14 protein-coding genes, 6 tRNA genes, 3 rRNA genes and 1 riboswitch are annotated in these 23179 nt (G+C 46.2%); of the genes, 20 read left to right on the plus strand and 3 right to left on the minus strand.

Going from position 1 to position 23179, the window contains the following annotated elements:
• Positions 1-8 precede the first annotated feature (8 nt).
• The gene (gene fadB, locus M1D72_RS07185; RefSeq protein ID WP_456296488.1) at positions 9-2180 is read right to left on the minus strand and encodes a fatty acid oxidation complex subunit alpha FadB; all 2172 of its coding nucleotides are present in this window, start codon (positions 2178-2180) and stop codon (positions 9-11) included.
• Between the two features lie 212 nt (positions 2181-2392).
• Here fadB and M1D72_RS07190 point away from each other — a divergent pair, with 212 nt between their 5' ends.
• The 20 genes from M1D72_RS07190 (at position 2393) to thiH (ending at position 20202) form a co-directional block, all read left to right on the plus strand.
• A complete protein-coding gene (locus M1D72_RS07190) occupies positions 2393-3025 on the plus strand; it encodes a YigZ family protein (protein WP_456296489.1) in 633 nt (210 codons plus the stop codon).
• Between the two features lie 38 nt (positions 3026-3063).
• Positions 3064-4521, plus strand: coding sequence for a TrkH family potassium uptake protein (locus tag M1D72_RS07195; RefSeq protein ID WP_390196870.1), 1458 nt, complete (start codon positions 3064-3066; stop codon positions 4519-4521).
• Between the two features lie 16 nt (positions 4522-4537).
• A complete protein-coding gene (hemG, locus tag M1D72_RS07200) occupies positions 4538-5068 on the plus strand; it encodes a menaquinone-dependent protoporphyrinogen IX dehydrogenase (protein ID WP_390196867.1) in 531 nt (176 codons plus the stop codon).
• A gap of 463 nt (positions 5069-5531) precedes the next feature.
• Positions 5532-7084, plus strand: a 16S ribosomal RNA gene (locus tag M1D72_RS07205).
• A 90-nt stretch (positions 7085-7174) separates the two neighbouring features.
• Positions 7175-7250: transfer RNA gene (locus tag M1D72_RS07210), tRNA-Glu, on the plus strand.
• A gap of 1 nt (position 7251) precedes the next feature.
• A tRNA-Lys gene (locus M1D72_RS07215) sits at positions 7252-7327 on the plus strand.
• A gap of 32 nt (positions 7328-7359) precedes the next feature.
• Positions 7360-7435 (plus strand) — tRNA-Ala (locus M1D72_RS07220).
• Positions 7436-7448: 13 nt separating this feature from the next.
• Positions 7449-7524, plus strand: a tRNA-Val gene (locus M1D72_RS07225).
• A 412-nt stretch (positions 7525-7936) separates the two neighbouring features.
• Positions 7937-10827: ribosomal RNA gene (locus M1D72_RS07230) — 23S ribosomal RNA — on the plus strand.
• 163 nt (positions 10828-10990) lie between these two features.
• Positions 10991-11107, plus strand: a 5S ribosomal RNA gene (gene rrf / locus M1D72_RS07235).
• Together the 16S, 23S and 5S rRNA genes with 6 tRNA genes alongside form the textbook arrangement of a ribosomal RNA operon.
• 29 nt (positions 11108-11136) lie before the next feature.
• Positions 11137-11213, plus strand: a tRNA-Asp gene (locus tag M1D72_RS07240).
• 56 nt (positions 11214-11269) lie between these two features.
• Positions 11270-11346 (plus strand) — tRNA-Trp (locus M1D72_RS07245).
• Between the two features lie 645 nt (positions 11347-11991).
• Positions 11992-13374 (plus strand): multicopper oxidase family protein, encoded by a 1383-nt coding sequence (locus M1D72_RS07250; protein ID WP_456296490.1) that lies wholly within the window; start codon positions 11992-11994, stop codon positions 13372-13374.
• Between the two features lie 116 nt (positions 13375-13490).
• Positions 13491-13874, plus strand: coding sequence for a fluoride efflux transporter CrcB (crcB, locus tag M1D72_RS07255; protein ID WP_390196638.1), 384 nt, complete (start codon positions 13491-13493; stop codon positions 13872-13874).
• A 47-nt stretch (positions 13875-13921) separates the two neighbouring features.
• Positions 13922-14020, plus strand: a riboswitch (TPP riboswitch).
• Between the two features lie 122 nt (positions 14021-14142).
• The gene (gene thiC / locus M1D72_RS07260) at positions 14143-16092 is read left to right on the plus strand and encodes a phosphomethylpyrimidine synthase ThiC (RefSeq protein WP_456296491.1); all 1950 of its coding nucleotides are present in this window, start codon (positions 14143-14145) and stop codon (positions 16090-16092) included.
• Positions 16089-17294 (plus strand): thiamine phosphate synthase, encoded by a 1206-nt coding sequence (gene thiE / locus M1D72_RS07265; protein WP_456296492.1) that lies wholly within the window; start codon positions 16089-16091, stop codon positions 17292-17294. The genes thiC and thiE overlap by 4 nt, the downstream gene beginning before the upstream one ends.
• On the plus strand, positions 17284-18093 hold the full coding sequence (locus tag M1D72_RS07270) for a HesA/MoeB/ThiF family protein (protein WP_456296493.1): 810 nt from the start codon (positions 17284-17286) through the stop codon (positions 18091-18093). Before thiE ends, M1D72_RS07270 begins: the two co-directional genes overlap by 11 nt.
• Positions 18090-18308: a sulfur carrier protein ThiS gene (gene thiS / locus M1D72_RS07275; protein WP_456296494.1), complete on the plus strand. Its 219-nt coding sequence runs from the start codon at positions 18090-18092 to the stop codon at positions 18306-18308. Before M1D72_RS07270 ends, thiS begins: the two co-directional genes overlap by 4 nt.
• Before the next feature lie 2 nt (positions 18309-18310).
• A complete protein-coding gene (locus M1D72_RS07280) occupies positions 18311-19093 on the plus strand; it encodes a thiazole synthase (RefSeq protein ID WP_456296495.1) in 783 nt (260 codons plus the stop codon).
• On the plus strand, positions 19090-20202 hold the full coding sequence (thiH, locus tag M1D72_RS07285) for a 2-iminoacetate synthase ThiH (RefSeq protein ID WP_456296496.1): 1113 nt from the start codon (positions 19090-19092) through the stop codon (positions 20200-20202). The genes M1D72_RS07280 and thiH overlap by 4 nt, the downstream gene beginning before the upstream one ends.
• A gap of 107 nt (positions 20203-20309) precedes the next feature.
• On the opposite strand, the gene M1D72_RS07290 is transcribed toward thiH, so the two are convergent.
• Both M1D72_RS07290 and M1D72_RS07295 read right to left on the minus strand, forming a co-directional pair.
• On the minus strand, positions 20310-22100 hold the full coding sequence (locus tag M1D72_RS07290) for an aminopeptidase P family protein (protein ID WP_456296497.1): 1791 nt from the start codon (positions 22098-22100) through the stop codon (positions 20310-20312).
• A 105-nt stretch (positions 22101-22205) separates the two neighbouring features.
• A complete protein-coding gene (locus M1D72_RS07295) occupies positions 22206-23147 on the minus strand; it encodes a LysR family transcriptional regulator (protein ID WP_456296498.1) in 942 nt (313 codons plus the stop codon).
• Positions 23148-23179: the final 32 nt, after the last annotated feature.

The raw sequence follows: 23179 nt of genomic DNA on the forward strand, positions 1-23179 counted from the left end.
TATCCCTCCTAGATTGAATCGGTCGGTTGTGTGGAGTAAAAGGTTTTCCCTTGCTCTGCCATATCGATTAACAGTTGTGGTGCTTGGTACATGGCACCTAAATCCGCGTACTTCTGCGTCATTGCGATATAGTGTTCAAGCCCAAGGCTATCGAGATAACGCAGTGCACCGCCGCGGAATGGAGGGAATCCAAGGCCATACACTAAAGCCATATCAGCCTCTTGTGGTGACGCAATAATACCTTCTTGAAGGCATAGCACGACTTCGTTGAGCATCGGAATCATCATGCGCTCAATGATCGTTTGTTGGTCAAAATCTTGGTGTTTTGCACAAACATCGTTGAGTAGAGGTAATACGTCTTCACAGAAGGTTTTCTTCGGTTTACCTTTTTTATCTAAGGTATAGCTATAAAAGCCACTGCCATTTTTCTGACCGTATTTATCCGCATCAAACAGAGCATCAATGGCGTCACGTCCTTGCTTTTGCATACGTTCAGGGAAACCTTCCGCCATGACGGCTTGAGCGTGATGGGCTGTATCTATACCAACGACATCGAGTAGGTAAGCAGGTCCCATAGGCCAACCAAATTGGCGCTCCATGACTTTATCGATGGAGGTGAAATCGGCACCGTCACGCAGTAATAAGCTGAAGCCGCCAAAATAGGGGAATAGAACGCGGTTGACGAAGAATCCTGGGCAGTCATTGACGACGATGGGAGATTTACCCATTTGTGCGGCGTAAGCCACCACACGATTAATCGTATCTTCTGAAGTCTGTTCGCCTCGAATGACTTCGACCAGAGGCATTCGATGTACAGGGTTAAAAAAGTGCATGCCGCAGAAGTTCTCTGGACGCTTCAGCGATTTCGCCAAAAGATTGATCGGTATAGTTGATGTGTTAGAGGTTAATACCGTGTCGTTGCCAATGTGGGTTTCAACCTCACCGAGCACCGAGGCTTTGACTTTCGGGTTTTCAACGACAGCTTCGACAATAATGTCACTGTTTTCAATCCCAGAGTAATGCAGGCTCGGTGTAATGGACGCGAGAATGCCAGCCATCTTTAAGCCATCAATTCGTCCTCGCTCTAGTCGTTTGTTGAGCAGTTTTGAAGCTTCGGTCATACCCAGATCTAACGAAGATTGGGCAATGTCTTTCATTAATACCGGTACACCTTTCAGTGCAGATTGATAAGCGATACCGCCACCCATGATACCCGCGCCTAAAACGGCTGAGCGTGAGGTGGGTTTAGACGCAGACTTCGCTGCTTGTTTCGCCAAGCCTTTGATGTGCTGATCGTTTAAGAATAATCCGACAAGGGATTTCGCTTCTTCTGATTTTGCGAGTTTAATAAAATACTTACGCTCGATATCCAGGGCAGCATCTCGCGACCTCGTGCAAGCTTTTTCGATCGCTTTTACTGCGGCCATTGGGGCCGGATAATGAGGGCCTGCTTTTTGTGCAACCAAACCTTTGGCCATGGTGAAGCTCATGAGCGCTTCTGTTTGACTGAGTGTTAGTGACGACGTTTTTTGTTGGCGTCGCGTTTGCCAATCGATTTTTTCGTTAATAGCTTGGCTTAGAGTCTCAAGCGCAGACTCTTTTAAGCGAGTACTATCAACAACTGCGTCCAGTAACCCCACTTTGAGCGCTTCGTCAGCACGGCATGCTTTACCTTGGGTGATGATTTCCATGGCGCTGTCGGCACCAATCACACGTGGAAGGCGTACACAACCACCAAACCCTGGCATGATGCCTAACTTCGTTTCAGGCAAACCGATGCTGGTGGTTGCATCACCGATGCGAAAGTCAGTAGCGAGTACACACTCACATCCACCACCAAGAGCGTGCCCTTGTAACACTGACACCGTAGGAAATGGCAGATCTTCGAGTTTGGAGAAAATGCTGTTCGCAAATTGCAACCATTGGTCTAATTCGTGTTCTGGTTTGGCGAAGAGAGTTAAAAACTCGGTAATATCCGCACCAACGATAAAGCTGTCTTTATTCGAGGTGAGGATGAGTCCTTTAATCGTGGTGTTTTTTCGGATCTCATCAAGTGCAGCGTCAAGTGATTGCAAAGTCGCGAGATCGAGCTTATTGACAGATTGAGGTGCGCAAAAGCAGAGTTCGGCGATGCCGTTTTGCGCTTCCTTAACGTGTAGGGTTTCGGCTTGGTAAATCATTGTTTGTCTCCATGACCTACGATCTGAGTTTTGTAGAGGTAAAATCGTTATAGTTTTATTCTGGTTAGACCAGTACTAGTAGTGTGGACTTGGGAATGTTGAATTTCAATACATTTTTTAAACAACTGTTTAACATTGTGCGCTGGGTACATACAACAACTTAACTTCGAGGCGTGATACACTGTGGCGCAAAGTGACAAAAGTGAATGGTTATGAATGACAAACCTTATTTGATTCCTGCACAAATGGCGGTGTATCAAGAAGAAATTAAAAAAAGCCTGTTTATTACCCAGTTGGCCCATACTCCGAGTATTGATGAGGCGAAAGCCTTCATTGATACTGTGCGCCAACAACATAATGAAGCTGGTCATAATTGCTGGGGGTTTGTCGCGGGTCGTCCTGAAAATTCGATGCTGTGGGGGTTTAGTGATGATCGCGAACCGTCTGGAACCGCTGGCAAACCAATACTTTCCCAGCTTTCCGGCTCTGGTGTCGGTGAAATTTGCGCTGTCGTAACTCGGTATTCGGGCGGTGTAAAATTAGGTACGGGTGGTCTCGTCAAGGCTTATGGCGGTGGTGTTCAACAAGCTCTCAAGCTGCTTCAAACTATTGAGAAAAAAATCACGACAAAGCTACGCTTACAGTTAGACTATGCTTTTATGCCGATAGCTCAAGCTTTAATGACTCAGTTTTCAGTATTAGAAGTGAGTGCTAACTACGGTGAGAGTATTGATTTAATCTTGGAAATCGAGCGTCGGCAGCTGGAAGATTTTTCACTGGCGGTAATCAATAAAAGTGGTGCTAAAGCGATGATTACGCCACTGGAAGATAACAAAAACAACTAGGAAGTTTAGAGGCCGCAGCGCGTCACTCTCATATAGCAATGCAATTTCGATCTATTATCCGAATCGTTGGGCTACTTCTCGCCCTTTTTAGTCTCTCTATGCTCGCACCAGCGCTCGTAGCCTTAATCTACCGCGATGGCGCTGGCGTGGCGTTTGTGACGACGTTTTTTGCTTTGTTCTTTTGTGGCGGACTTTGCTGGTTTCCTAATCGTCGCTTTCGTAAAGAGCTAAAAGCTCGTGATGGCTTTCTAATTGTTGTTTTGTTCTGGACGGTACTTGGCAGTGCGGGTTCAATTCCTTTCCTTCTTTCCGATAACCCGGGTGTCTCGGTAACCGATGCATTTTTTGAGTCTTTTTCGGCATTAACCACTACGGGTGCCACGGTCATTGTGGGGCTAGATGAATTACCCAAAGCGATATTGTTTTACCGCCAGCTACTGCAATGGTTCGGCGGCATGGGGATCATTGTGCTCGCCGTCGCGATTCTTCCGGTGCTGGGCATTGGTGGCATGCAGCTCTATCGAGCTGAAATTCCAGGCCCGGTAAAAGATACCAAGATGACGCCGCGTATTGCCGAGACCGCAAAAGCGCTTTGGTATATCTACTTAAGTTTAACGATCGCCTGTGCATTGGCATTCTGGGGCGCAGGCATGACGCCATTCGATGCGATTAGTCATAGCTTTTCAACCATTGCGATTGGTGGCTTCTCAACACATGACGCCAGTATGGGGTATTTTGATAGCTACGCGATCAACGTCATTACGGTGGTTTTTCTCCTCATTTCAGCATGTAACTATTCTCTGCATTTTGCTGCATTTGCATCTGGCGGTGTTCATCCCAAGTACTATATAAAAGACCCGGAGTTCCGAGCCTTTATTGTTATTCAGGTTATTTTATTTGCCATCTGCTTTTCAGTTTTGATTAATCATCAAAGCCATGACTCATTCTACGATGCATTTGATCAGGCGTTATTCCAGACCGTTTCTATTTCGACGACGGCAGGTTTCACGACCACGGGGTTCTCTGATTGGCCGCTATTCTTACCGGTATTATTATTGTTCTCTTCTTTTATTGGAGGCTGTGCAGGTTCTACAGGAGGAGGGATGAAAGTCATTCGTATACTTCTGCTAACTTTGCAGGGCGCGCGGGAAATTAAACGCTTGGTTCATCCACGAGCCGTTTACACCATAAAAATTGGTGGTGGTGCGTTGCCAGCAAGAGTCGTTGATGCTGTTTGGGGCTTCTTTTCCGCTTATGCATTGGTCTTTGTGATTTGTATGTTGTGTTTAATAGCAACTGGTATGGATGAGCTCAGCGCGTTTTCTGCCGTTGCCGCGACGTTAAACAATTTAGGTCCAGGACTCGGTGAGGTATCGGTTCACTTCGCGGATGTGAACGATACGGCCAAATGGGTGTTGGTCGTATCGATGTTGTTTGGACGTCTTGAGATCTTTACCCTATTAATTTTATTCACCCCGACATTTTGGCGAAGTTAAGCCAGGGAGAGTGACTTTGAGTAACAAAGCGTTGCTTCTATATTCAACCCGAGAAGGGCAAACGAAAAAAATACTCCAATACATCGATAAAGAGCTGCCAGAGTATCAGTGTGAATTGGTCGATATACATCAAGTCGAGCATATTGATTTTTCTGGTTACCAGAAAGTGCTGGTGGGAGCGTCGATACGTTATGGGCATCTCAATAAAAAGCTTTATCAATTTATTGAGCGCCATCAACAGCAACTGAAACAGCACAATGCGGCATTCTTCTGTGTCAATTTAACCGCTCGCAAAGAAGACCAAGGTAAGGATACACCTGAGGGCAGTGCTTACATTCGCACCTTTTTGAAAAAGTCACCTTGGCAGCCAACACTTATTGGCGTCTTTGCTGGCGCGCTTCGTTACCCTAAATATCGCTGGATCGATAAAGTGATGATTCGCCTGATCATGAAAATGACTGGAGGAGAAACGGATACCAGTAAAGATATTGAGTACACGAACTGGAAAAAAGTCAGTCTTTTTGTCGAAAAGTGGCGAAAGCAATAATTGAAAGGGATCATTTTATCGCTTTTAGGCTAATAACTAACCGAACAATGAAAAAACGATAAAAAACCTAAAAAAAGGGTTGCTAATCAAAATCGGGTATCTATAATGCGCCTCGCTGTCAGGGAAACGCTTCGCAAGAAAAATTGACCTAACGCAAACGGAAATTTTTTAGAGTAAATAACTTCAAAAAAGTTTGCATAAAGTGGTTGACACCAAATGCTAGCTCGCTAAAATAGCCGTCCGTTTTGAGGGAAGCTTCAAAACAAGCTCTTTAACAATATAAACCTATCAATCTGTGTGGGCACTCGTTGATGATAATCGAAGATGATTCTAGAGAATCAACTGAGGTTTCAATGAACTGAGTGACCAATTTGATGCTCTCTTTTATAAGAAGGGTATCGAGCACAGTCAATTCAACATTACTATGTAATGTAATCAGTATTCATTGAGCCAAAAAAACTTTAAATTGAAGAGTTTGATCATGGCTCAGATTGAACGCTGGCGGCAGGCCTAACACATGCAAGTCGAGCGGAAACGAGTTAACTGACCCTTCGGGTGACGTTAACGGCGTCGAGCGGCGGACGGGTGAGTAATGCCTGGGAAATTGCCCTGATGTGGGGGATAACCATTGGAAACGATGGCTAATACCGCATGATAGCTTCGGCTCAAAGAGGGGGACCTTCGGGCCTCTCGCGTCAGGATATGCCCAGGTGGGATTAGCTAGTTGGTGAGGTAAGGGCTCACCAAGGCAACGATCCCTAGCTGGTCTGAGAGGATGATCAGCCACACTGGGACTGAGACACGGCCCAGACTCCTACGGGAGGCAGCAGTGGGGAATATTGCACAATGGGCGCAAGCCTGATGCAGCCATGCCGCGTGTGTGAAGAAGGCCTTCGGGTTGTAAAGCACTTTCAGCAGTGAGGAAGACAATGTATTTAATAGATGCATTGTTTGACGTTAGCTGCAGAAGAAGCACCGGCTAACTCCGTGCCAGCAGCCGCGGTAATACGGAGGGTGCGAGCGTTAATCGGAATTACTGGGCGTAAAGCGCATGCAGGTGGTTTGTTAAGTCAGATGTGAAAGCCCGGGGCTCAACCTCGGAATAGCATTTGAAACTGGCAGGCTAGAGTACTGTAGAGGGGGGTAGAATTTCAGGTGTAGCGGTGAAATGCGTAGAGATCTGAAGGAATACCGGTGGCGAAGGCGGCCCCCTGGACAGATACTGACACTCAGATGCGAAAGCGTGGGGAGCAAACAGGATTAGATACCCTGGTAGTCCACGCCGTAAACGATGTCTACTTGGAGGTTGTTCCCTTGAGGAGTGGCTTTCGGAGCTAACGCGTTAAGTAGACCGCCTGGGGAGTACGGTCGCAAGATTAAAACTCAAATGAATTGACGGGGGCCCGCACAAGCGGTGGAGCATGTGGTTTAATTCGATGCAACGCGAAGAACCTTACCTACTCTTGACATCCAGAGAACTTGGCAGAGATGCCTTGGTGCCTTCGGGAGCTCTGAGACAGGTGCTGCATGGCTGTCGTCAGCTCGTGTTGTGAAATGTTGGGTTAAGTCCCGCAACGAGCGCAACCCTTATCCTTGTTTGCCAGCGAGTAATGTCGGGAACTCCAGGGAGACTGCCGGTGATAAACCGGAGGAAGGTGGGGACGACGTCAAGTCATCATGGCCCTTACGAGTAGGGCTACACACGTGCTACAATGGCGCATACAGAGGGCGGCCAACTTGCGAGAGTGAGCGAATCCCAAAAAGTGCGTCGTAGTCCGGATTGGAGTCTGCAACTCGACTCCATGAAGTCGGAATCGCTAGTAATCGTGGATCAGAATGCCACGGTGAATACGTTCCCGGGCCTTGTACACACCGCCCGTCACACCATGGGAGTGGGCTGCAAAAGAAGTAGGTAGTTTAACCTTCGGGGGAACGCTTACCACTTTGTGGTTCATGACTGGGGTGAAGTCGTAACAAGGTAGCGCTAGGGGAACCTGGCGCTGGATCACCTCCTTAATACGAAAGATTATTGCGATGAGTGTTCACACAGATTGATGGTTTATACGGTTTTAGAGTATTAAGCGTTCCCAAACGCTTACGATTAGTGTCCCGTTCGTCTAGAGGCCTAGGACACCGCCCTTTCACGGCGGTAACAGGGGTTCGACTCCCCTACGGGATACCATGGGTCGTTAGCTCAGTTGGTAGAGCAGTTGACTTTTAATCAATTGGTCGCAGGTTCGAATCCTGCACGACCCACCATTCCTTCCATTAGGAATTAAAACTCAAGATATGGGGCTATAGCTCAGCTGGGAGAGCGCCTGCCTTGCACGCAGGAGGTCTGCGGTTCGATCCCGCATAGCTCCACCATTTCTTGAATAATGGGCGATTAGCTCAGTTGGGAGAGCACCTGCCTTACAAGCAGGGGGTCACTGGTTCGAGCCCGGTATCGCCCACCATCTTTAAACGCACTTTCTTTGAAATAGAAAGTAGAGTGTTTTTAAACATGGTTTCGTTTTAAGAAACTTTGCTCTTTAACAATTTGGAAAGCTGACGAATAACAACAATCCCCTTATCTTTTAGATAAGCGTTGTTATTCAAATAAAAGTTCTCAAATCCTATATCTCTTAGAGATGTAGGTACCAAAATACACATTCAAGTGTTCTTGGGAATAACGTCTTAGGATGTTATTCAACTTTTTGGCTCTGCTTTTTTCTAAAAAGTGGAAATAAAGAGTTATTTGAGTCCGGCAAAATCGAAATGTCTCTCGCTCATTCAAATAATGAGAGACACAAACCTTGGTTGCTTATTTGTCTTCACTTTAAAAAGTGAAATCAAATGAGCCATACGTAAGACCCTTTGGGGTTGTATGGTTAAGTGACTAAGCGTACACGGTGGATGCCTTGGCAGTCAGAGGCGATGAAGGACGTACTAACTTGCGATAAGCGTAGATGAGGCAGTAAGAGCCACTTGAGTCTACGATTTCCGAATGGGGAAACCCAAGTGCATAAGCACTTATCTTGCAGTGAATACATAGCTGTAAGAGGCGAACTCGGGGAACTGAAACATCTAAGTACCCGAAGGAAAAGAAATCAACCGAGATTCCGACAGTAGCGGCGAGCGAAATCGGATTAGCCCTTAAGCTTTTAATGATGCAGGTGAACAAGCTGGAAAGCTTGGCAATAAAGGGTGATAGCCCCGTAGCCGCTCCATCATTTTAAGTGAAAACGAGTAAGGCGGGACACGTGATATCCTGTTTGAAGATGGGGGGACCATCCTCCAAGGCTAAATACTCCTGACTGACCGATAGTGAACCAGTACCGTGAGGGAAAGGCGAAAAGAACCCCTGTGAGGGGAGTGAAATAGAACCTGAAACCGTGTACGTACAAGCAGTAGGAGCACCTTCGTGGTGTGACTGCGTACCTTTTGTATAATGGGTCAGCGACTTATATTCAGTGGCAAGGTTAACCGTATAGGGGAGCCGTAGGGAAACCGAGTCTTAACTGGGCGATTTAGTCTCTGGATATAGACCCGAAACCGAGTGATCTAGCCATGGGCAGGTTGAAGATTGAGTAACATCAATTGGAGGACCGAACCGACTAATGTTGAAAAATTAGCGGATGACTTGTGGCTAGGGGTGAAAGGCCAATCAAACTCGGAGATAGCTGGTTCTCCCCGAAAGCTATTTAGGTAGCGCCTCGGACGAATACTACTGGGGGTAGAGCACTGTTAAGGCTAGGGGGTCATCCCGACTTACCAACCCTTTGCAAACTCCGAATACCAGTAAGTACTATCCGGGAGACACACGGCGGGTGCTAACGTCCGTCGTGGAGAGGGAAACAACCCAGACCGCCAGCTAAGGTCCCAAATTATTGCTAAGTGGGAAACGATGTGGGAAGGCTTAGACAGCTAGGATGTTGGCTTAGAAGCAGCCATCATTTAAAGAAAGCGTAATAGCTCACTAGTCGAGTCGGCCTGCGCGGAAGATGTAACGGGGCTAAGCAATAAACCGAAGCTGCGGCAATGCGATTTATCGTATTGGGTAGGGGAGCGTTCTGTAAGCGGTTGAAGGTGTGTGGTAACGCATGCTGGACGTATCAGAAGTGCGAATGCTGACATGAGTAACGATAAAGGGGGTGAAAAACCTCCTCGCCGGAAGACCAAGGGTTCCTGTCCAACGTTAATCGGGGCAGGGTAAGTCGACCCCTAAGGCGAGGCCGAAAGGCGTAGTCGATGGGAAACGGGTTAATATTCCCGTACTTCTTACAATTGCGATGGGGGGACGGAGAAGGCTAGGTGGGCCTGGCGACGGTTGTCCAGGTTCAAGTGCGTAGGCTTAAGAGTTAGGTAAATCCGGCTCTTTTTAAGGTCGAGACACGACGTCGAGCCACTACGGTGGTGAAGTCATTGATGCCATGCTTCCAGGAAAAGCCTCTAAGCTTCAGATTGTAAGGAATCGTACCCCAAACCGACACAGGTGGTCGGGTAGAGAATACCAAGGCGCTTGAGAGAACTCGGGTGAAGGAACTAGGCAAAATGGTACCGTAACTTCGGGAGAAGGTACGCTTCTGACGGTGAAGTCTCTTGCAGATGGAGCTATCGGAAGTCGCAGATACCAGGTGGCTGCAACTGTTTATTAAAAACACAGCACTGTGCAAAATCGTAAGATGACGTATACGGTGTGACGCCTGCCCGGTGCCGGAAGGTTAATTGATGGGGTTAGACTTTGGTCGACGCTCTTGATCGAAGCCCCGGTAAACGGCGGCCGTAACTATAACGGTCCTAAGGTAGCGAAATTCCTTGTCGGGTAAGTTCCGACCTGCACGAATGGCGTAATGATGGCCACGCTGTCTCCACCCGAGACTCAGTGAAATTGAAATCGCTGTGAAGATGCAGTGTACCCGCGGCTAGACGGAAAGACCCCGTGAACCTTTACTACAGCTTGGCACTGAACATTGAGCCTACATGTGTAGGATAGGTGGGAGGCTTTGAAGTAATCACGCCAGTGGTTATGGAGCCATCCTTGAAATACCACCCTTGTATGTTTGATGTTCTAACTTGGTCCCCTAATCGGGGATGAGGACAGTGCCTGGTGGGTAGTTTGACTGGGGCGGTCTCCTCCCAAAGAGTAACGGAGGAGCACGAAGGTGGGCTAATCACGGTTGGACATCGTGAGGTTAGTGCAATGGCATAAGCCCGCTTGACTGCGAGAATGACAATTCGAGCAGGTGCGAAAGCAGGTCATAGTGATCCGGTGGTTCTGAATGGAAGGGCCATCGCTCAACGGATAAAAGGTACTCCGGGGATAACAGGCTGATACCGCCCAAGAGTTCATATCGACGGCGGTGTTTGGCACCTCGATGTCGGCTCATCACATCCTGGGGCTGAAGTCGGTCCCAAGGGTATGGCTGTTCGCCATTTAAAGTGGTACGCGAGCTGGGTTTAGAACGTCGTGAGACAGTTCGGTCCCTATCTGCCGTGGGCGTTGGAGAATTGAAAGGGGCTGCTCCTAGTACGAGAGGACCGGAGTGGACGAACCTCTGGTGTTCGGGTTGTGTCGCCAGACGCATTGCCCGGTAGCTAAGTTCGGAATTGATAACCGCTGAAAGCATCTAAGCGGGAAGCAAGCCTTGAGATGAGTTCTCCCTGGCGCTTTAAGCGTCCTAAAGGGTTGTCGTAGACTACGACGTTGATAGGCAGGGTGTGTAAGCGTTGTGAGGCGTTGAGCTAACCTGTACTAATTGCCCGTGAGGCTTAACCATACAACACCCAAGGGGTTTTGTGGGCTCAAAGCAAGAACATAAACTTGATTGTGTAAGAAACAGAACGAAACCAGCTTTCCAAACTTTTTGTTTTCACTTTTTTAGAAAAAGTGAAAGTAAAACAGATAAACTTGCTTGAATGAGCGGGTTTAAAAAGAATTTGCTTGGCGACCATAGCGATTTGGACCCACCTGATTTCCATGCCGAACTCAGAAGTGAAACGAATTAGCGCCGATGGTAGTGTGGGGGTTCCCCATGCGAGAGTAGGACATCGCCAGGCTTTGATTATTGTCTAACCAGATACGCTGCGGAGCGGTAGTTCAGTTGGTTAGAATACCGGCCTGTCACGCCGGGGGTCGCGGGTTCGAGTCCCGTCCGCTCCGCCACTTATTTCGATAACCTCGCAACGCGAGGTTTTTTCGAATTTGCATGTAGAAAATTTAGGGGTGTAGCTCCAATTGGCAGAGCAGCGGATTCCAAATCCGCGTGTTGGGAGTTCGAATCTCTCCACCCCTGCCATATTTAAGAAGCCTTGTTCGAAAGAGCGGGGCTTTTTTACGTCTGTGATTTGGGTATTGGTGTCGTAGTTATAATTGGCAGAGCAGCGGATTCCGCTAATCCCTAAAATCAGCTCGTGTTGGAAGTTTGAATCTTCCCATACCTTCCGCAATTAAGAAGCCTCGTTCGAAAGAGCGGGGCTTTTTTACGTCTGTGATTTGGGTATTCGTGTCGTAGTTATAATTGGCAGAGCAGCGGATTCCGCTAATCGCTAAAATCAGCGCGTGTTGGAAGTTTGAATCTTCCCATGCCTTGCGCAATTAAGAAGCCTCGTTCGAAACAGCGGGGCTTTTTTACATCTGTAGTTTGGCGTTTTCGTTTCTATGTATGCGCTGTATAGCTGCGTATTCGATAAGCAAAGGTTTGCAACTGACCCTTCCGAACCGTTGCCCTCTTTATCTCGGTCATTGTTAATCATCTATAGAGTTGAGATATTCTTTGACCTGCTACTGTCCTGTCATTTCATTCATCTCCTACGTTGTTGGTCATTTACAGGAAGGTTTCTATACCGCAGTTCGATAATTTTATTCGACTAATGAATTGATTAAGCATTCTCCTTGCGGTTTAGTTACAATTCTTAACTCCTCCGAGCATAATGGACTTGCTATGAAACTTTCTCGTCGTCGATTTATTCAGTCATCCTTTGCTTTTACTGCGTTATCTGTACTGCCCGCTTGTAGTGTTAATCGAAGTTATGATCAACAAGGACGCCCGGTTTATGACCTTACTGCAATGCCTTCCAAAGCTGAGCTGGTCCCTGGTTATCAGACATCGATTTTAGGCTTTAATGGAAAAATTCCAGCACCGACGATTCGTTGTAAGCAAGGTCAGAAAGTGACGATACGTTTTACCAATTTACTTTCGGAGCCGACAACTATTCACTGGCACGGACTTCGAATTCCAATTGAAATGGACGGTGTGCCGTTTCTGAGTCAGCCCCCTATTATGCCGGGTGAAACCTTCGTCTATGAGTTTACGCCACCGGATGCGGGTACCTTTTGGTATCACCCTCATATGAATAGTGTGGTTCAACTAGGTAAAGGCCTCGTCGGGCTAATTATTGTTGATGAAGCTTCTCCCGTTAAGTTTGAGGAAGATCATCAAGTCATGGTTAAGCATTGGCATGTTGACCCGCAGGGCGAATGGAAGGATTTGATGATCCCCCGTTTAAGTGCTCGCATGGGAACTCCAGGCGAGTGGGGGACGGTCAATGGCTCACATAACCCCAGCTATTCGTTACAAGAGAATGCGACAACGCGTGTTCGCATTGCCAACGTTGATAATACATTAACTTACCCGATTCGACTCGAAGGCGTTGATGCATGGGTTATTGCTATTGATGGCAACCCAGTTAAACGTCCTTATCCGCTCTCAGAGCACAAAGTTGGTCCTGGCATGAGGGTTGATGTGGGGTTTATCGCTCCTCGAGCTGGAGAGCGTGTTTACGTGCGATATATGAAAGGTAAGTTTCCTTTCCCTCTTTGTGAGTTTCAGTGCGTAAAATCTAATTTGTCTCCAGCGAATGTGTTGCCCCGCTTGCCATTGAACCCAATACCTCAAATCGATTTGGATAACGCCCAGCAAATTGATTTTGTCTTTGAATGGCAGGGGGCGGTGACGCCCGTCGATGACACTGGAAAGGCCTCTCCAACTTTTTGGTTGGTCAATAAGCGAGCCTGGAATGGGATGAGTGAAAATAGTATCCCAGCTGCTTTAGCGTCTTTGCAGCGCGGAAAGACTTATATTTTTAATTTGAAAAATGTTACTCAGTATCATCACCCTATACATCTTCATGGTCATACGTTTACCGTACTTGAATTGGATGGTGTGAAACTAGATGAACCCTTTCATACCGATACCGTTTTGCTTGGAAAGAACGGAAGTGCAAAAGCGGCCTTTGTTGCAGATAATCCAGGTCGTTGGATGTATCACTGTCATGTCATTGAACATTTAAAAACGGGGTTAATGGGATACATTGAAGTTACGTGACTCCTGTAACTTTTTAAAAAGATTAAATTAACAAGGAAAAGTATCGTACTTTTTTTTATAACTTATTTTTTAAAACTATCTATCAAATCCCGTCTTGGGTTATAAGGGAAATATCTATGGGACAATCGGCTATTTTGGGCTTCATTGCGCTTGGTGGAGCGCTTGGTGCTTGTTCTCGCTATCTAATTTCTGAGTTTTGTATTTTTCTATTTGGACGCGGTTTTCCTTACGGAACATTAACTGTCAATGTGCTTGGTTCTTTCGTTATGGGTCTGATCATGGCTCTGTTCCAAAAAGAACTACTGGCAGTTGAACCTTGGCGTCAAATCATTGGATTGGGTTTTCTTGGCGCGTTAACCACGTTCTCCACGTTCTCTATGGATAATGTCATTTTGTTGCAACAAGGGGCGTTTTTTAAAATGGGGTTAAACGTGATTCTCAACGTAGTGCTCAGCATTTCTGCTGCTTGGGTTGGGTTTCAAATCTTGACTAAGAGCTAAATTAATATCACACCGCTTGGTTTTGTCATTTCATTTACCTATAATCGATTTACTTGTCGGAGTGCCATATGGCTGAGACCGTTTATTCGGGATCCGTTGAACCTGATCTGGTTAGTACCAGCGAAGGGAACAGGAGAAGATATTTTCGTCAGATGAAGTCGTACTGACTTTCCTATCCAATGATCGTACAACGTATTTTTCGTCGGCGATCCCTCTTGTTGCATCTTTCCGTCAAGCATTTTTATTCTTCATTAATAGGAAAAATGCTATGTCGAGTCGAAAGCAATCTAGGCTAGAAGCCAAACAGTTTATAGATACACTATCTGTCCAGTCATACCCCAATTCAAATAAAGTTTACGTCTCCGGAAACTTGACCAATGTACACGTACCGATGCGTGAAATTTGTCTGGCTGACAGTTTGGTTGGTGGAACGAAACAAGCACCAATCTATGAGCCCAATGAGCCTATTCGTGTCTATGATACTTCTGGTGTTTATACCGACCCAAGCCACCAAATCGACCTATATTCGGGCTTACCTAAGTTACGGCAAACTTGGATTGATCAGCGTTGTGATACTGAAAAGCTCGCCCACGTTAGCTCTCAATACACGCGCGAGCGTTTAGATGACCAAACGCTTGATGAGCTTCGTTATGGCAATTTACCTGAGGTTCGTCGCGCTAAGTCTGGCCGATGCGTCACACAGCTTCATTATGCTCGCCGCGGTATGATCACACCAGAAATGGAATTCATAGCAATTCGTGAAAATATGGGCAGAGCACAATATCGTGATGAGGTTCTGAATCAGCAGCACCCAGGGCAAAGTTTTGGAGCCCACTTACCAAATGATATTACGGCTGAATTTGTCCGTGACGAAGTGGCAAAAGGGCGTGCGATTATCCCTTCAAATATTAATCACCCTGAGTCTGAACCAATGATCATTGGTCGAAATTTTTTGGTTAAAGTAAACGCCAATATTGGCAATTCTTCTGTGTCATCGTCGATTGAGGAAGAGGTGGAAAAGCTGATATGGGCAACTCGATGGGGAGCTGACACGGTGATGGATTTATCAACCGGTCGCAATATCCACGAAACCCGTGAATGGATATTGCGTAACAGCCCGGTGCCGATCGGAACCGTGCCCATGTATCAGGCGCTAGAAAAGGTTAATGGTATTGCAGAAAATCTAAATTGGAATGTGATGCGCGATACCTTAATTGAGCAAGCAGAGCAGGGTGTCGATTACTTTACGATTCATGCTGGTGTTCTATTGCGCTACGTACCTATGACCGCAAAAAGAGTGACAGGTATTGTTTCTCGAGGTGGCTCTATTATCGCGAAATGGTGTTTAGCTCATCATCAAGAGAGCTTTCTTTATACCCATTTCCGAGAGATTTGCCAGATTTGTGCTCAGTATGATGTCGCTTTGTCTTTGGGGGATGGTTTGAGACCCGGTTCAGTGGCTGATGCTAATGACGAAGCACAATTTGCCGAACTGAGAACGCTTGGTGAGCTGACGAAAATTGCTTGGGAATATGATGTTCAGGTTATTATCGAGGGGCCGGGGCATATTCCAATGCAGATGATTAAAGAGAATATGGATCAGCAACTAGAGCACTGCCATGAAGCCCCATTCTATACGCTAGGCCCATTAACAACAGATATTGCACCAGGCTATGACCACATTACCTCCGGTATTGGTGCTGCCTTAATTGGATGGTACGGGTGCGCTATGCTTTGCTACGTAACGCCCAAAGAACACTTGGGATTACCGAATAAACAAGATGTTAAAACCGGCTTAATTACCTATAAATTGGCTGCACATGCTGCGGATCTTGCCAAAGGTCACCCTGGAGCTCAAATACGCGATAATGCGTTATCCAAAGCTCGGTTTGAATTTCGCTGGCAAGATCAATTCAATTTATCACTCGACCCCGATACGGCTCGTGAATTTCATGATGAAACTTTGCCACAAGAATCTGGCAAAGTTGCGCATTTTTGTTCGATGTGCGGACCTAAATTTTGCTCAATGAAGATTTCTCAAGAGGTCAGAGAGTACGCAAAAGATGAAGCGCAAGTCGCGGCTGATCAGTCGATTACGATAACGTTAGTCGAAGACCCATTAGAAGGTATGCGCCAAAAGTCTCAAGAGTTCTTGAATTCAGGTTCTGAGCTTTACCACCCTGTGAGTGGTTCAACCACCAAGGAGAAGGTGGAATGAACATCCTGATTCCTTTTGAATGTATTGAGCTGACAGCAACGATTCAACGTCATTTATTGTTTGCTGAGCGCCATGGGTTTGCTATTGATGATGTGGTTATCGGTGTTAGTCGAAGTGGATATTTTGAGTTAACCAGTCAAGACCAATGCACTCAAACGTTGACGACAGACTGTACGTCATCTCCGCCACTGGATGGTGCCAATCTGACGATTTATTATCAATCACTATCGACTGAAAGCGTTGACGATACGCAAACTGCTTGGGTCGGTTGTTATCAAGAGAGAAAATATTACGATATTTTTAATGTCGATGGTCTTCAAGCAAAGATTGAATCTGATACACCGATAGCGAATTATCGAGCGCACTTTTGCTGGGTCCTTTCTTTGCTCGCACTCGATTTCCCGTTACAAGACGCGCTTATTATCGCTCGAATGATGGATAATGTTTCACGTGAAACATGGCCAAGTCAGTACGCACTTTTTCCTCATGTGTTGATATCAGAACGCCACTCGTCTTTGAATCAAAGGCTGTCATTTTCACCTGTAGATGCCAATCTTATGGCGATCTACCCAGTGGTCGATAGCTGTTCATGGGTAGAAAAATGCTTAGCTTACGGCATAAAGACCATCCAATTACGTATAAAAAATCCAAATCAACACGATCTAGAACGACAGATTATGGAGTCTATTCAGCTCGGCAAGCGGTATCGGGCTCAGGTGTTTATTAATGACTATTGGCAGCTGGCCATTAAACACCAAGCTTATGGCATTCACCTTGGTCAAGAAGATTTGGTTAATGCAGATTTAAAACAAATTGCGGAAAACGGTATCCGCTTAGGGGTATCCACTCATGGTTATTTTGAGTTGCTTAACGCACTACAGCTATCACCAAGCTATATTGCATTAGGGCATATATTTCCGACCACAACCAAACAAATGCCCTCAAAACCCCAAGGCATTTTGCGCCTGCAATTCTATCAGCAACTAGTTCAATCATTTGGTCACCTTGAGAAAAGCATACCAACGGTTGCGATTGGTGGCATCGATTTATCTAACATTAAACAAGTTTGGAAAACGAGGGTAGATAGTGTGGCCGTTGTTCGTGCCATTACTCAAGCAGATGATCCACGAAAGGCGATTGAACAGCTACATAGCACTGCCAACCTACGGCCATTAAGCCAAGAGGTGTCTTATGTTGAGTGATGAACAGTTTATTCGCTATCAGCGACAAGTGTCTCTACCTGAATGGGGGGAAAGAGGGCAAGAGCAAGTGTCGAAAGGGCACGTTCTTATCATAGGTGTTGGTGGGTTAGGTAGTGCTGCCGCTCTGTATTTATGTGCTGCCGGTGTTGGGAAATTGGTGTTGGTGGATGATGATAAAGTCGAAATCAGTAACCTTCAAAGGCAAGTGAGCTATCGCGATATCGACCTGGAAAAACCAAAGACTGAGGCTTTAAAAACTCAACTTTATGCGTTAAACGCTCATTGCCAAATTCGCACTGTTGGCTATCGCCTATCGGATTCTCAGTTAAACTTGGAAATAGCTTTAGCTGACGTTGTGCTCGATTGTTCAGACAGTTTCGAAACTCGACACCAGATAAATCGTTTGTGTTTTGAAGCAAAACGCCCGTTAATTTTTGCCTCAGCCATCGGTTGGCAGGGGCAATTCGCAGTGTTTGATTTCTCTGAACCTGCGAGTTTAAGTGGCTGTTATAGCTGTTTATTGCCCGAAGCTGCCGCTGGTCGCCAAGTCAATGACTCGTGTAGCGACATTGGTGTAGTTGGCCCCGTGGTCGGGACTTTAGGCAATTACCAAGCGTTGGCGACTCTTCATAAGCTGGTATTCGACCACTTTGTATTTCCTACCAATTTATTCCATGTATTTGATGGCAAGACCTTAGTTTGGCAGAGGTTGTCAATGACACGAGATAATCACTGCGCTATTTGCGGCGATAATGCGCGCTTAAGGAGCGCGCACAATAATGAGAGGATATCGCAATGACCGTTACTCCAAATCGAGTTTTTTTAAATGGCGAGACGGTAGTATTGCAGCGGTTTGATACTCTGACCAACTTACTCGCGAAGCAGGCTATTACAACCGAATCGGACTATGTCATCGCCGTTAATAACACCATTGTGCCAAATAACCAATGGTCAGAATTGGTTCTACAAGATGGGGACCACATATCACTTTTTCAGGCCATTGCGGGGGGCTAAAGATGTTCACTATTGCAAACCAAGAATTTCAATCGCGGTTATTTACTGGAACCGGCAAGTTCCCTAATGCTGAGATTATGCTTAGAGCCATTCAAGCCAGCGGTTCATCGATGGCGACAATGGCTTTAAAGCGGGTCGATGTTAATAACCCGAGTGATGACATACTCAAACCTCTTATCGAGGCCAACATTAAGCTTTTACCAAACACCTCTGGGGCGAAAAATGCTAAAGATGCGGTTTTCGCTGCTCAACTTGCTCGTGAAGCACTCGCTACAAATTGGGTAAAGTTGGAGATTCACCCTGATCAACGTTACTTAATGCCAGACCCAATTGAAACCTTGATAGCCGCTGAAAAACTAGTGGAACTAGGGTTCGTGGTTTTACCTTATTGCCATGCCGATCCGGTGTTGTGCAAACGTCTTGAAGATGTTGGATGTGCCGCGGTTATGCCTCTTGCTGCGCCGATAGGAAGCAACAAAGGTTTGGTGGCTCGTGAGTTTTTACGAATTATTATCGAACAGTCAAGTATACCGGTTGTGGTGGATGCAGGCTTAGGTTCGCCGTCAGATGCGGCGTTGGCCATGGAATTGGGGGCGGATGCCGTATTGGTCAATACGGCGATCGCCTCAGCTAGTCAGCCAATAGAAATGGCGAGAGCATTTTCATTAGCGGTTGAGTCTGGAAGAAGAGCCTATAACGCTGGTCTCGGCATTCAGCAACCTTTTGCTTCTGCGAGTAGTCCATTGACCTCATTTCTTGATGAATTATCCAAGGGGGAAGTATGAGCTTTGTCGAGGTACATGAAGGTATCGAGTGGAGTCGTATTCAAAAGTCTATTTATGCCAAGAACCGTCAGGATGTTGAACGAGCGCTAGTGAAAGAGAGGTTGGACTTGGAAGACTTCAAAGCGCTTCTTTCACCAGCCGCCGAACACTATTTAGAGCCGTTAGCGCAACGAGCGTATCAGTTAACTCGGCAACGTTTTGGTTTCACTATCGGAATGTATGTGCCTCTTTACCTCTCGAATTTGTGTTCCAATGCCTGTACTTATTGCGGCTTTTCTATGGAGAATCGCCTTAAGAGGCGCACATTAACAGAGCTCGAAATTGATGCTGAAATTGAGGTTATTAAGCAAATGAAATTCGACAACGTGCTGTTGGTGACCGGTGAGCATCAAAACAAAGTAGGGATGGAGTACTTTAGACGAGTTCTACCTCGTATTAAAAAAGCATTTAACTATCTGTCGATGGAAGTTCAACCTCTGAATCAAATGGACTATCAGCAATTAAAGCAACTCGGTTTGGATGGTGTCATGGTATACCAAGAGACTTACAACCCCGACACCTATGCCGAGCATCACTTGCGTGGTAACAAAACAGACTTTAATTATCGCTTAGATACACCCGACCGCTTAGCAAAAGCGGGTATCGATAAAATAGGTATTGGCAGTTTAATTGGTCTTGAGGATTGGCGAACAGACTGTTGGTTTACTGCGGCTCATCTTGACTACCTGCAAGGGCGTTACTGGCAAAGCCGCTATTCCATATCTTTCCCAAGATTACGTCCGTGTACTGGAGGGGTCCAACCCAAGTCTCTGATGAATGATAAACAACTGGTTCAAACCATCTGTGCATTTCGATTGTTAAGCCCTGAGGTCGAGTTATCGCTATCGACTCGTGAGTCCGCTCGCTTTCGAGATCATCTTCTGCCGTTGGGAATCACATCGCTTTCCGCAGGATCAAAGACCCAACCTGGCGGTTATGCAATGGAGGATGTTGAGCTTGAACAGTTCGCAATAAGTGACGAGCGTTCACCTCGCGAAGTTGAAGCAATGCTTCGTCGCCAAGGTTTCGATCCGGTATGGCGAGATTGGCAGCCTTGTTACTCAGGATAAATACTAACGATACGCCCTGTTCTGCGTCTGAGTGTTTCACGTGAAACATTCCAAGTCATAAAAAAGGCCACTAACTCGTGGCCTTTCTATCTAATTACAAGCTACCTTTATTTGTGACGCAAGGGGCTTGTCGCTTGTTGTAACCACGTCTTATCTTGGCCTGTAACAAGAGGGCTGACAGCATTCCACACTTTCTGATGGTAATCATTGAGCCACTCGAGTTCAGCGTTGGTCAGCATATCGACGTTGATATTGCGTTTATCGATAGGGCAGCGGGTTAGCGATTCAAAGCCTAATACTGAAAAATCACCTTGCGTTTCATGTTCGACAACAAGCTCTAAGTTTTCTATTCGAATACCGAATCCATCAGCTCGGTAATAACCTGGTTCATTGGATAGCACCATTCCCGGCATTAATGCGACTGTGTTTTGTCGTTTAGAGATACTCTGTGGACCTTCGTGTACATTTAGGAAATGGCCAACCCCATGGCCTGTACCATGGTCGTAATCGAAACCTTCAGCCCATAAAAACTGACGGGCTAGTGCATCTAATTGTGGCCCCGTGGTGCCTTTGGGAAATCTAGCTTTGGCTAACGCGATGTGGCCTTTTAATACCAAAGTAAATTGATTGATCATCTCCTGTGTAGGTTGGCCAATGGCTACCGTACGAGTGATATCCGTGGTGCCATCAAGATACTGACCACCTGAATCCACAAGGTATAACGAATGGTTCGGCAGTTCTCCAGGAGCAGGCTGATTTTCATGATTATAATGGCACATTGCAGCGTTAGTACCTGCTGCTGAAATAGTATCAAAACTTAGATCCATCAAGCTGCTGTCTTGTTGGCGGAAAGCATGGAGGGTATCAGAAATGACCGCTTCATTATGGAAGCGACCAGCCGCGACTTCACCATCTAGCCAGCATAGAAATTTAGTCATCGCAGCACCATCTCGAATATGACAGGCTTTCATCCCTGACACTTCTGTGGCGTTTTTGGCGGCTTTAGGCAATTGGCATGGGTCAGGTTGGGCAATGATTTCAGCGCCAGCATTTTGCAACGTTAAACTAAACCAAGCATTGCTGTTATTGGCGTCAAGTAGGACCCGCTTATGTTCCAGCCTGTTTAAACGGCACTCTAGCTCGCTTGGCTCAAACACGCTGACGCCTGGGCCAACATGTTCAACAAAGCCTTGTGCGAGTCGTGATGATTCAATAAAGAATTCCAAAGTTGCATCGTTATGAATGATGGCATGAGAAAGCAGAACAGGGAGGCGTGAAACATCACCACCGCGAATATTCAAAATCCAAGCGATTGAATCCAATGAGGTCAATACAGCGCTATCAATACTCTCTTTCACCAGTTGATTGGCAATAGTTTGACGTTTACTTTCACTGCTTTGGCCCACGCTCGATTCTGGCATCAATCGCATGGTAGAAATGATCGGCTGAGGGCGTTCTTGCCACAAAGTATCAACGGGGTTTTCGCTGAGAATAACCAACTGATGGGACGCTACAAGTTTGCTTTGGGCTTGATTGAGCCAAGCGCCGCTGTGCATGCGTGGATCTATTGCCACTTTTGCTTGTTTGTCGACACACTCCTTAACCCATTCTAACACGGGCTCTGTCACCAAGTGGCGGTATTCAAATAGATCATTTGGTACTTCATTAGTGACTTGAACGGTATAACGTCCATCAACAAAAATAGCGGCTTTGTCGTGGGTAATGACAGCGGCGCCTGCAGAGCCTGTAAATCCCGTTAGCCAGTGAAGACGCTCATTATGAGCCGGGACATATTCGCCCAGAAATTCATCTTCATGGGGAATAATGATTGCATCGAGTTGTTGAACGTTCAGCCATTGGCGAACCGCTTCAACACGCTGGGCGATGATATCTTGCATCTGTGAATCCTTATTTATTCTTCATCCTTTTGGACTGATGACTGTGCCAATTTATCGCGTTTGGCGTTGGGGAATAAGCTACTCTTTTTAGTGTGAGGCTGCAAACTATCTCAAGGGTTTGGTCTTCTCTTCAATCAAGGTTTTTAGCCAATTGAGAGCAGGGTCATTGGAACGTTCTCTATGCCAAAATAAGGTGTAAGCCATTGGCGGAAATTCAAAGGGAATCGGCCTCGTTACCATGCCTAATTGTTTGGCGCTTAATTCAAGAAAATGGCTGGGTGCAGTAAAAATGAAGTCTGTATGGCTACATAGACTGGCAGCACTATTGAAATCGGGAACCGTAATCGCGATATCACGTTGCTGGCCAATGTCTGCTAATCGGTAGTCTAAAAGCCAGCGATCACTACCATCACAGCGTACCTGAACATGGCGTAATGACAGGTAAGTCTCTAGGTTCCATGTTCGTGAGAGAATCGGGTGGTCAGTTCTCATCATACATTGATGGTTGTCTTGGTAGATTTCCATTTCACAGATATCACTCGGTGTCATCATGGTTAAGCGGGCATCGTTAGCATCGATGTCTTTACCGGTAATACCGAAATCGAGTTGACCAGATTGAATTTGTTTAAAGGTTTGGTCACTCCATACATGAGTACTCAGTGTCACGTTTGGCGCTTGCTGAAAGATGTCTTCTAGAAAGTGGGGAAGAATTAAGGGGTAGACACTTTCAACGGAGGCTATTTCGAACTTATATTCGCTGCTTTTCGGGTCAAAGACCTCGGGCTCAGCTAATTGCTCAAGATGGTGTATCAGTGCATCCACTTTCGGTTGGAGAAAAAGTGCTCTTGGCGTCGGTTTGAGACCATAGGATTGGCGTACAAATAAAGGGTCGTCAAATTGCAAACGTAACTTCGCAAGGGACTTACTAATTGCAGACTGACTTAAACATAAGCGCTGTGCCGTGCGGGTCACATTCCGTTCTTCTATCAGGACCTTTAAGCACACTAAGAGGTTGAGGTCCATACGCGCCAATTGTTCTATATTCATAAGAAATTCTCTATTGGAATATCATAAATGAG

This window comes from Vibrio sp. AK197, assembly GCF_053903115.1.

Bases quoted from the DNA above. Each gene is read 5' to 3' on its own strand.
- fadB (WP_456296488.1), bottom strand. From the start codon at position 2,180: ATGATTTACCAAGCCGAAACCCTACACGTTAAGGAAGCGCAAAACGGC.
- M1D72_RS07190 (WP_456296489.1), top strand. From the start codon at position 2,393: ATGAATGACAAACCTTATTTGATTCCTGCACAAATGGCGGTGTATCAA.
- M1D72_RS07195 (WP_390196870.1), top strand. From the start codon at position 3,064: ATGCAATTTCGATCTATTATCCGAATCGTTGGGCTACTTCTCGCCCTT.
- M1D72_RS07250 (WP_456296490.1), top strand. From the start codon at position 11,992: ATGAAACTTTCTCGTCGTCGATTTATTCAGTCATCCTTTGCTTTTACT.
- crcB (WP_390196638.1), top strand. From the start codon at position 13,491: ATGGGACAATCGGCTATTTTGGGCTTCATTGCGCTTGGTGGAGCGCTT.
- thiC (WP_456296491.1), top strand. From the start codon at position 14,143: ATGTCGAGTCGAAAGCAATCTAGGCTAGAAGCCAAACAGTTTATAGAT.
- thiE (WP_456296492.1), top strand. From the start codon at position 16,089: ATGAACATCCTGATTCCTTTTGAATGTATTGAGCTGACAGCAACGATT.
- M1D72_RS07270 (WP_456296493.1), top strand. From the start codon at position 17,284: ATGTTGAGTGATGAACAGTTTATTCGCTATCAGCGACAAGTGTCTCTA.
- thiS (WP_456296494.1), top strand. From the start codon at position 18,090: ATGACCGTTACTCCAAATCGAGTTTTTTTAAATGGCGAGACGGTAGTA.
- M1D72_RS07280 (WP_456296495.1), top strand. From the start codon at position 18,311: ATGTTCACTATTGCAAACCAAGAATTTCAATCGCGGTTATTTACTGGA.
- thiH (WP_456296496.1), top strand. From the start codon at position 19,090: ATGAGCTTTGTCGAGGTACATGAAGGTATCGAGTGGAGTCGTATTCAA.
- M1D72_RS07290 (WP_456296497.1), bottom strand. From the start codon at position 22,100: ATGCAAGATATCATCGCCCAGCGTGTTGAAGCGGTTCGCCAATGGCTG.
- M1D72_RS07295 (WP_456296498.1), bottom strand. From the start codon at position 23,147: ATGAATATAGAACAATTGGCGCGTATGGACCTCAACCTCTTAGTGTGC.